Origin of the sequence: Desulfobacula sp. (assembly GCF_030611305.1) — a bacterium.
Lineage (GTDB): Bacteria > Desulfobacterota > Desulfobacteria > Desulfobacterales > Desulfobacteraceae > Desulfobacula.
Genome location: NZ_JAUWQB010000048.1, coordinates 17,637 through 27,213, shown reverse-complemented (window position 1 = coordinate 27,213; position 9,577 = coordinate 17,637). Strand labels below are relative to the sequence as shown.

The following is a 9,577-nucleotide window of genomic DNA, read 5'->3' as shown; positions in this document are numbered from 1 at the left end:
ATACCGCTTCCTCAAAAGATAAAATCCATCAAATCCACCCCCTGATTTTGTAGGCACTACGCCATTTTGAGTGGATAGCTGTATCCCTTGACTGGCAGGGCTTTTCCAGTTTTGTGTATCTACAGCTGTCGAACACGAGTTCATGGGTTCTGGTGAATTCTCCATGGATCTTGGCTGAGTTCCAGTTTACGGTCATCTCTTTATGTTTGGAACCGTACAAAAGAAGGTCTTTATCTTTTTGAGGTAATTTTTTCCAGGGAATGTCAAAGTTAATGCTCCATTGTTTTTCCATGGCCGTAAGCTGACTCATTCCCCAGGAATTGTTATTTTGATACCGCGATTTTTTAATAAAATAATTTTTCCACGGGATGACAGCACCCTGCCGAATACTTAAATCCCCGTCCGGCACAATCTTGTTAACATCCATGGACAAAAGCGTTCCAATACCATTGCAGTCCGGGCACATGCCCAAAGGTGAATTAAAAGAAAAAATCTGCGGGATCAGTTCCGGATATGCAATACCGCAACAGGATCGCTCCTCACTCATTTTCAAATCTTCTCTGCCCAGCATATGGACAATTATCTGCCCGTTTCCTAATTTAAGGGCAGTTTCCACGGAGTCGGTCAGGCGTTTTTCAAACTTTGTGTCATTTTTTACTGCCAGGCGGTCCACCACAACTTCTATGTGGTGCTTCTTGTTTTTAGCAAGGGTCTGAACGTTTTCGAGCTCCTGTACAACCCCATCAACCCTGACCCTGGCATATCCTTGTTTTTTCAGATCCTCAAGTCTTTCTTTGTGCTCTCCCTTCCGGTTTTCCACGATAGGGGAAAGGATCAGAATCTTTGAGGCTTCAGGCAGGGACAGGATCTGGGATACCATGCTCTGGGCATGCCCCCGGCCTACTTTTTTCCCGCATTTATAACAATACTGGGTTCCAGCCCGGGCAAACAATACCCGCAGATAATCAGAAATTTCAGTAATGGTTCCCACAGTGGATCTGGGATTCTTGCTGGCAGCTTTCTGTTCAATGGCAATGGTGGGGGAAAGTCCTCTGATCGTGTCATATTTTGGTTTTTCCATCTGACCGATGAACTGTCTGGCATAGGAGGAAAGGGATTCAACATATCTGCGCTGGCCTTCGGCAAAAATCGTATCAAAGGCAAGGCTTGATTTGCCTGAGCCTGACACCCCGGTAAAGACAACCATCTTTTTCTTGGGAATTTCTATATCAATATCTTTAAGGTTATGTTCTTTGGCTCCTTTGACAATGATCCTGTCAAGCTCCTTGGAATTTGAATTTGTCTGAACCGTTGATAAACTTACCGAACTGCCGTTTTTCATGAGCTTGTTCCTACTCCTGACATGCCTTTTTTTGTTCACTCCAACATTGAAAAATGATAAGCATGGCAGGATAAAAGTAAAGTTATAGAATATTAAAAATCAAATTGCTTTTATACCTCCCCCTTTGATAATAATAAAGAGATGAAACCAAATCAAACATACAGCCTGGCATATTCGAGCTGCCCCAATGACACCTTTATTTTTAAGGCCATTGCCAGGCAGTTGATTGACCTTCACGGATATGCCTTTGACATTGTGCTTGAGGATGTGGAAACCCTGAACCAGAATGCTGCCAAAGGCGCATATGATATTACCAAGCTGTCTTTTGCTGCATTTGGAAGCCTTTCGGATAAATATGCCCTGTTACGGACCGGATCTGCCCTGGGAATGGGCTGCGGCCCGCTGATTATCTGCCTTCCAGGGCGATCCATAGATGACAAAAGCAAACCGATAATTGCCGTGCCGGGTCTTGGGACAACCGCTTACCATCTTTTCAGGTTTTACATGGACGATCTCTTTTCCGGTATGGATACAGACATCATTCCCATGCCATTTGAAAAAGTTATGCCGGCTGTGATTGAAAAAAGGGCAGACTTTGGTGTGATTATTCACGAAGGACGGTTTATCTATCAAACCATGGGGCTTGAATTGAAAACAGATCTTGGCCAATGGTGGGAAGACAAAACATCCCTGCCCATTCCATTGGGCTGTATAGCCATTAAGCGCGATATTGATCCTGCGGTCGCCTGTGACATCCAGCAACTGATCAGGCAAAGCCTTGACCATGCATTTTCAAACCCTGACATGGCCTATGATTATATCCAAAATTATGCCCAGGAACTGGATGAAAATGTGATCCAACAGCATATCAGGCTCTATGTAAATGATTTTTCAAAAGATATCGGGGATAAAGGAGAGACTGCCATTACCACATTTTTTAGAAAATCCTGGGCTTCAGGATTAATTGAAAAATCCGAAAATTCTCTGTTTGCCTGCTGATATGAACGACAAAAAATATATACAAAAAGGCTTTGCCAAAACCATTGCCAAAACCATTACAGACTTTGGGATGCTTGAAAATAAGGATACGATCCTGGTGGCGGTATCCGGCGGCCCGGATTCTGTTGCCTTGGTGTTGGCCCTGTTGGCCCTTAAGGAAAAATATACCATAAAAATAGGTGTTGCCCACCTGAACCATATGCTTCGGGGAGAAGAATCCTTAAGAGATGCGACCTTTGTCAAAGAGCTTGCCCATAAGCTGAGTCTGCCGTTCCATGAAGGACAAAAAAATGTAACGATTTATGCAAAAAAGCATCGGTTATCCGTTGAAGAGGCCGGCCGGGAAGCCAGGTATCGGTTTTTTGAACTTATTGCAAAAAACCATGGATACACAAAAATTGCCTTGGGTCACAACAAGGACGATAATGCCGAACTGGTATTAATGAATCTCTTACGGGGGGCCGGTCCCAAAGGGCTTTCAGGAATCCCGCCTATAAGGGGCGGCAGATATATCAGACCCTTGATCCGGGTGTCTAAAAACCAGGTCCTTGATTTTTTAAAGCTTAAAAAACAAACCTACGTCTTTGATTCTTCAAATCAGAATATGATATATTTAAGAAATAAAATCAGGCACGAACTGTTTCCTCATCTTCAGTCGGAATACAATCCCGAAATTGTTGATGCTCTGGACAGGTTGAGCAATATATTAAGACAGGAAGAAGCGTTTTGGGATTCTGAAACTAAAATACAATTTAACAGATGTCTGATCAAAACAGAAGATTCACTCCTTACATTTTCAAAAACCTTGATGTCAAACCTTCACCCGGCTCTTTTAAACCGGGTGTTGAGAAAGGCGATCAAAACAGTCAAAAAAGATTTAAAGCGTATCTCTCTTGCCCATATAAATGATATTGTTGACTTTTGTTTTAATAAGCCTTCAGGCTTCAGCCTGGACCTGCCCGGCCAAATCAGAGTCTACAAGGACAAGGATATCATTACGATCAAAAAAGAAGATGAGACTTTGCGGGAAATCGGAAAAAAAGAGAAACAATTAAGACAGATGGCAAAGAAAAAATAAGGCAGAGAAAGCTAAAACTTTTTCTTGTATATTCAAATTTCATGTTTATATATTAGGTAGTTTTGAATAAGAATAAAGAAAGGAAAAACCTTGAATCAATTTTATAAAAATATTTCCCTGTGGCTGGTAATTGTTCTGATGATGGTCATGCTCTACAATATCTTCAATCAGCAACAGGTCGGGGGGCAGGTGGAGGTCGGATATTCAGAATTCCTTGCAATGGTTGAAGACGGACGTATCAAGAGTGTAGTGATCCAGGGACAGGACCTGTATTTAACTGATGAACGTGGTGACAAATATAAAAGTTTTGCACCGGAAGACGGAGAACTGATCACTTTCCTGCGTTCCAACGACGTTGCTATACAAGCCAAACCCCCGACTGAAAACTCCTGGTTTATGTCCATCATCGTATCCTGGCTGCCCATGATTGTCCTCATCGGTGTGTGGATCTTTTTTATGCGCCAGATGCAGGGCGGTGCTGGTGGCGGAAAAGCAATGTCTTTCGGGAAAAGTCGTGCAAGGCTGTTGGATGACAAGGGAGAAAAAGTCACCTTTGCCAATGTCCAGGGAATTGATGAAGCCAAAGAAGAATTGGCCGAGATAGTTGATTTTTTAAGAAATCCTGAAAAATATACGCGGCTTGGCGGACGTATTCCCAAAGGTGTGTTGTTGGTGGGGAATCCCGGAACTGGAAAGACCCTTTTATCAAGGGCTGTTGCCGGTGAGGCCGGAGTACCGTTTTTTACCATTAGCGGGTCTGATTTTGTTGAAATGTTTGTGGGTGTCGGTGCTTCAAGGGTGAGAGATCTTTTTGCCCAGGGCAAAAAAAACGCACCCTGTATTATATTTATCGATGAGATTGATGCAGTCGGACGTCAAAGAGGTGCGGGTCTGGGCGGAGGACATGATGAAAGAGAACAGACCCTGAACCAGCTTCTTGTTGAAATGGACGGGTTTGAATCCAATGAGGGCGTTATACTCATGGCCGCCACCAACCGGCCGGACGTTCTTGATCCTGCCCTGCTTCGCCCCGGCCGGTTTGACCGCCAGGTCTTGGTGGACATGCCGGATATTAAAGGCCGTGAAGGTATTTTAAGGGTTCACATGAAAAAAACGCCCCTGGCCAATGATGTTGATCCGATGATTCTGGCAAAGGGAACCCCTGGATTTTCCGGTGCTGATCTTGAAAACCTTGTGAATGAAGCAGCACTTCTGGCAGCCAAGAATGGCCATGAAAAAATAGCCATGAAAGATTTTGAAGATTCAAAAGACAAGGTTTACATGGGGCTTGAAAGAAAGTCCAAGGTAATAAAGGAAGAAGAAAAGAAAACAACTGCTTATCATGAAGGCGGTCATGCCATTGTGGCAAGATTCCTGCCATATACGGATACCGTCAACAAGATTACCATTATTCCCAGGGGACGGGCTGCCGGGGTTACCTGGTTCCTTCCCGAAGAAGGGGACTTCAAGTATAAAGATCAGCTTGAAAATGAACTTGCCATTGCCTTTGGCGGCCGTGTGGCTGAAGAGCTCATTTTCAAACGAATCAGTACGGGTGCATCCAATGACATCAAACAGGCCACCGAACTTGCCAACAGGATGGTCAGAACTTTCGGCATGAGCGATAACCTGGCTCTCCTTTCCTATGAAAACCATGAGAATAATATTTTCATCGGTCGTGAAATGACCCAGGCCAAAGTCTATTCAGAAGATACGGCCAGAAAAATTGATGCTGAAGTTGCTTTGATCATTGACCGGGCATACCAGGCGGCAAAAACAGTCCTTGAAGAAAACATTGAGATACTTCACGCATTAACTGATCTGCTCATTGAAAAAGAGACGGTTATGGGACCGGAACTCGATGACCTGATTGCATCCATTCGACCTGATTTTGATTTTTTCGGCAAAAAGAACGTATATACACAGCCGAAACATTCAGCTGAACCCGAAGATCAAAACAAATTCGAAGGAAACGACAAGGACAACATTGAGACTGTTGATGAAGCCGAAAATACTGATACCCAGGCTTCAGATTCAGACGAGACAAAGACATAGGAATCTGAATAGATGAGCATTGTTCTGCCATTCACACTTGAATTTGACAGATTCCGCCTTGAGTTAGGTCCCCAAACCTGCATTATGGGAATTTTAAATGCAACTCCGGATTCCTTTTCCGACGGCGGAAAATTCAACACCTTTGAAACAGCAGTAAGCCAGGGTATCAAGCTTGCGGATGACGGAGCGCATATCCTTGATATTGGCGGTGAATCAACAAGGCCCTTTGCAACACCGGTTTCGGAACAAGAAGAGCTTGACCGGATCATACCCATTATTGAAAACCTGTCAAAACAAATTGATGTGCCCATTTCCATTGATACGGTGAAATCCGTTGTTGCAAAAGAGGCGCTCAATGCAGGCGCTGCCATCATCAATGATATCTCTGCTTTTGAAAAAGATCCTGCCATGGCTGACCTTGCCGCCCAGAGGGATGTGCCTGTTGTGCTGATGCACATGAAGGGAACCCCCGAAACCATGCAGGTGAGTCCCGATTATGATGATTTGATGCTTGAAATCACAAACTATTTTGAGTCAAGAGTAGCATATGCCATGAAAAAAGGGATACAAAAAAAACGTATCATCCTTGATCCTGGAATCGGTTTCGGCAAAACCGTTGAACATAACCTTGTCCTCATCAATCATCTTGAAAAGATTACCGCACTTGGATTCCCTGTTCTCATGGGACCATCGCGAAAGTCATTCATTCAGAATATCCTTATTAAAAACAATAAAACCCCGGTTGAACCAGATAATATAAAGACAGAGGATGGCTCTTTGGCAGCTGCCGCAGCCTCCATCCTGAATGGTGCCCATATTATCAGAGTTCATGACGTTGAAAAAGTTAAACCTTTTACCCTTATCATAGATTCGATCAGGAATGCATAAGTTTAAGCTCTATTGCAATGTCTTAATTTTTTTGTTGATCCTTATTCCTTTTTGTTTTTACAGCTGTACCACAGAACCGGTTGAGACGGATCTTCTACTTCCTGTGGATTTTTCCAATGTACCGGAAAATATGGTTTTGACCTACTTCCATACGGATAAAATTGAAATCAGAATCCAGACTGACCCCAAATTGATGGAATTCATCAACAAGGAAAATATTCGCTATCCTGTGGATCTCTATACTGATCTTGAGTTCGATCCTGCAGGTGCTTCCGACTCCATTGAACCGGGTACATATTTGATCCCTGTGGAAGAAAAACGAATTCCCATGAACCCTGCCATAAAAATTCTGAGTATTAATCCCTCTTATCTAAGCGTTCAACTTGAAAAAAAGGTGAAAAAAACCTTTAAAGTATCGGTTCCCTATACAGGAAGGCCTGCCAAGGGATATATTGCACTGGAAGCTGCCACAGAACCTGCCAGTGTTGAATTGACTGGCGCTGCTCCCTTGATTCATTCGATCAAGGAATTAAAGACAAAGCCCATTGATCTCACAAATGTCAACGAAACTTTCAAAAAAAAGATTCCTCTGGATCTGGACAACCCATCTATCATTTCTTCATCAGATCACATCATTATTGCAACCGTTCCGGTTCAGCAGCAGCTGGTATCAAAAACAATTGAAAATATTCCCATCCAGATATGGAATTGTACATCTGCGGTCAATATTGAACCTTCTGAAATAACGATCCGGATTAAAGGTCCCTTTGAGACCTTAAGCAATAAGGAAATTACGAATCAAATCTATTCATTTATTGATCTGAAAGGGCTCAAGCCGGGTATATATGCCAGGCATGCATATATTAACATACCAGTGGATCTGATGATGACAGAGGCTGCCCCGCAAGTGTTTACAGTAAAAATAGAATAAAGGAGAAACTTATGCTTCTTGTAATTGATGTGGGAAACACAAATACCGTTATCGGTGTCTATGACGGCGATACACTCAAACATGACTGGAGAATCAGGACAACTAGAAACTCAACTGCTGATGAATTCAATGTACTTGCCAACGCACTTTTCTCAGACAAAGGCATTAATCGTAAAAATATTGACAGAACCGTTATTTCCTCGGTTGTTCCTTCATCGGTCCCTATCCTGAATGCATTCTGCGAAAAGTATCTTGACTTAACTCCCCTATGGATAAATTCGAACTCTGTTAAAAAACTGATGCCGATTCTCTATAATAACCCAAATGAAGTGGGGGCCGACAGGATCGTCAATGCTGTGGCTGCTTACGATAAGTATAAAACATCTCTTATCATTATTGATTTTGGAACTGCGACAACCTTTGATGCTATCTCCGGAAAGGGAGAATACCTGGGCGGTGCCATTGTACCGGGTGTCATGATTTCTTCCGAAGCTCTTTTTCAAAAGGCATCCAGGCTGCCCAGGGTAGAAATATTCGAGGCGCCCGAAAAGATCATCGGCAAAGATACTATTGAAAGCATTAAATCCGGCATTATTCATGGAAATGCTGCCATGGTGGACGGGATGGTAGAAAGGATGACAAAAGAAATGGGTGGCGCGCCCCGAATCCTTGCCACGGGTGGCCTGGCACCATTGATATCCGGAATATCTAAAACCATTGAAAAGGTAGAGCAAACCCTGACCCTTGATGGTTTAAAGATCATCAGCAATGAAGTTGGAAACCGGTAACACGGAATAAAGATAATGATATGACTGATAAAAAAAATGCTCCTCCGCCATTAAGAGAAGCCTCAACGGTAATCCTTGTAAGAGAAAAAAACAAAGCACTTGAAATCTATCTTTTAAGAAGAAGTAAAAAATCCGGATTCATGGGCGGATTATATGTTTTTCCCGGAGGCGTGGTAGACCCGGAAGACTTGGGGTTAGCCCATTGGGCTCCCCACATTGACATGCCTCCGGATCAAATCGAAAAACAGCTTGGCGCAAATACATTTTCAACCGAAGACGCCCTTGGATTCAGCATTGCTGCCATCCGGGAAACCCTTGAAGAAGCAGGCGTTTTTATTGCATCCGGTAAGGGTAAAACTCAAAAAGATATTGATGATATCTGCACATACCGATTAAATAGGGATCTCCCAAAATCCTGGTTCAGAACAAAAATGATGAGCCAAAACTGGACTTTGTCATTCTCAAGCCTTGGGAGGTGGTCCCACTGGATTACCCCAAAATTAATGAAAAAAAGATTTGATACCCGGTTCTTTCTTGTTTTCATGCCGGAAAATCAAACCTGTGTACCCGACAATAGGGAAACCAAACACGGGATCTGGCTTACCCCTCAAAACGCCCTTGAACGAAACCTTGAAGCCAAGATCCCTTTGAGCCCTCCTGCTGTCGTGACGTTGACCCAGCTGTTAAAATTCAACAATCTTAATGAACTTAAACGCGAAATTCAAACCCGTTCCTGGGGAGATCCTATTTCCCCACGTCTTGTTCCATCTTCAAATGGGCCTGTGATTTTAGAGCCCTGGGACCCCATGTGCGATAAAGATTGTGATATTGACACCTCAGATTTTTCCAAAAAAGTGCTTCCCCCAGGTTCACAATTCTCAAGAATATGGTGCGATAAGGGTGTCTGGAAACCAGTTGGAGTATAGAGATCAAAAACTTAAAAAATGGATGAAAACATTATTCATTTAGCCTTAAAAAACTATAGTGCTCTTCTAAAACGTGTCGATGACCATATTCGGCATATAGAAAAAAAATACCCGGATAAAATCGTTTGCAAAAAAGGGTGTGACTCCTGCTGCAAATTTTTAACCCTTTTCCCTGTTGAAGCATTCGCAATATCAGCGGCCTTTATCAAACTGCCTGAAGAAACACGGGATATCGTTGTTAAACATTTAAAAAAGGAGGAGGATGCCTGTCCACTTTTAATCGACAGGACCTGTATCTTATATCCTGCCCGCCCCGTCATCTGTCGGACGCACGGATACCCCATCTATATTGAAAAAGACGGGGAAACCCTTGTCGATTTCTGTCCTGAAAATTTTAAAGGCATGGCATCTTTTCCAAAGGATATTTTACTCAGCATCGAACAATTAAATACTACACTGATTGCAGTCAATCGTCATTTTCTTGAATCCATTGAAACAACTTTACCTTCACCTGAAAGAATCCCCATTTCAAAGGCCATTTTCCTGTTAGATGAAATGGAATGAATCATT

The 9,577-nt window shown here is 42.9% G+C and carries 9 protein-coding genes; 8 read left to right on the top strand and 1 reads right to left on the bottom strand.

Annotated features, from left to right (window positions below; translation table 11 throughout):
* Positions 1–28: 28 nt before the first annotated feature.
* Positions 29–1,342 (bottom strand): hypothetical protein, encoded by a 1,314-nt coding sequence (locus tag QAI40_RS10550; RefSeq protein ID WP_304511623.1) that lies wholly within the window; start codon positions 1,340–1,342, stop codon positions 29–31.
* 141 nt (positions 1,343–1,483) lie between these two features.
* Between QAI40_RS10550 and QAI40_RS10545 the strand changes: the two genes are divergently transcribed.
* The 8 genes from QAI40_RS10545 (at position 1,484) to QAI40_RS10510 (ending at position 9,571) form a co-directional block, all read left to right on the top strand.
* Positions 1,484–2,341: a 1,4-dihydroxy-6-naphthoate synthase gene (locus QAI40_RS10545; RefSeq protein WP_299981407.1), complete on the top strand. Its 858-nt coding sequence runs from the start codon at positions 1,484–1,486 to the stop codon at positions 2,339–2,341.
* Positions 2,307–3,419 carry a tRNA lysidine(34) synthetase TilS gene (gene tilS, locus QAI40_RS10540; protein WP_304511622.1) on the top strand — a complete coding sequence of 371 codons (1,113 nt, stop codon included), beginning with the start codon at positions 2,307–2,309 and terminating at the stop codon, positions 3,417–3,419. Before QAI40_RS10545 ends, tilS begins: the two co-directional genes overlap by 35 nt.
* A gap of 90 nt (positions 3,420–3,509) precedes the next feature.
* Positions 3,510–5,474, top strand: a complete 1,965-nt coding sequence (gene ftsH, locus QAI40_RS10535) for an ATP-dependent zinc metalloprotease FtsH (protein ID WP_299981411.1) — start codon at positions 3,510–3,512, stop codon at positions 5,472–5,474.
* A 12-nt stretch (positions 5,475–5,486) separates the two neighbouring features.
* A complete protein-coding gene (folP, locus tag QAI40_RS10530; RefSeq protein WP_299981413.1) occupies positions 5,487–6,362 on the top strand; it encodes a dihydropteroate synthase in 876 nt (291 codons plus the stop codon).
* Positions 6,355–7,293 (top strand): CdaR family protein, encoded by a 939-nt coding sequence (locus tag QAI40_RS10525; RefSeq protein ID WP_299981415.1) that lies wholly within the window; start codon positions 6,355–6,357, stop codon positions 7,291–7,293. The genes folP and QAI40_RS10525 overlap by 8 nt, the downstream gene beginning before the upstream one ends.
* Positions 7,294–7,304: 11 nt before the next feature.
* Positions 7,305–8,081 carry a type III pantothenate kinase gene (locus QAI40_RS10520; RefSeq protein WP_299981417.1) on the top strand — a complete coding sequence of 259 codons (777 nt, stop codon included), beginning with the start codon at positions 7,305–7,307 and terminating at the stop codon, positions 8,079–8,081.
* 20 nt (positions 8,082–8,101) lie between these two features.
* On the top strand, positions 8,102–9,007 hold the full coding sequence (locus tag QAI40_RS10515) for an NUDIX hydrolase (protein WP_299981419.1): 906 nt from the start codon (positions 8,102–8,104) through the stop codon (positions 9,005–9,007).
* 18 nt (positions 9,008–9,025) lie between these two features.
* Positions 9,026–9,571, top strand: coding sequence for a YkgJ family cysteine cluster protein (locus QAI40_RS10510; RefSeq protein ID WP_299981421.1), 546 nt, complete (start codon positions 9,026–9,028; stop codon positions 9,569–9,571).
* Positions 9,572–9,577 lie beyond the last annotated feature (6 nt).

What these genes read in the sequence shown, in the direction of transcription:
- QAI40_RS10550 (WP_304511623.1), bottom strand. Translation starts at nt 1,342, where the DNA reads ATGAAAAACGGCAGTTCGGTAAGTTTATCAACGGTTCAGACAAATTCA.
- QAI40_RS10545 (WP_299981407.1), top strand. Translation starts at nt 1,484, where the DNA reads ATGAAACCAAATCAAACATACAGCCTGGCATATTCGAGCTGCCCCAAT.
- folP (WP_299981413.1), top strand. Translation starts at nt 5,487, where the DNA reads ATGAGCATTGTTCTGCCATTCACACTTGAATTTGACAGATTCCGCCTT.
- QAI40_RS10525 (WP_299981415.1), top strand. Translation starts at nt 6,355, where the DNA reads ATGCATAAGTTTAAGCTCTATTGCAATGTCTTAATTTTTTTGTTGATC.
- QAI40_RS10520 (WP_299981417.1), top strand. Translation starts at nt 7,305, where the DNA reads ATGCTTCTTGTAATTGATGTGGGAAACACAAATACCGTTATCGGTGTC.
- QAI40_RS10515 (WP_299981419.1), top strand. Translation starts at nt 8,102, where the DNA reads ATGACTGATAAAAAAAATGCTCCTCCGCCATTAAGAGAAGCCTCAACG.
- QAI40_RS10510 (WP_299981421.1), top strand. Translation starts at nt 9,026, where the DNA reads ATGGATGAAAACATTATTCATTTAGCCTTAAAAAACTATAGTGCTCTT.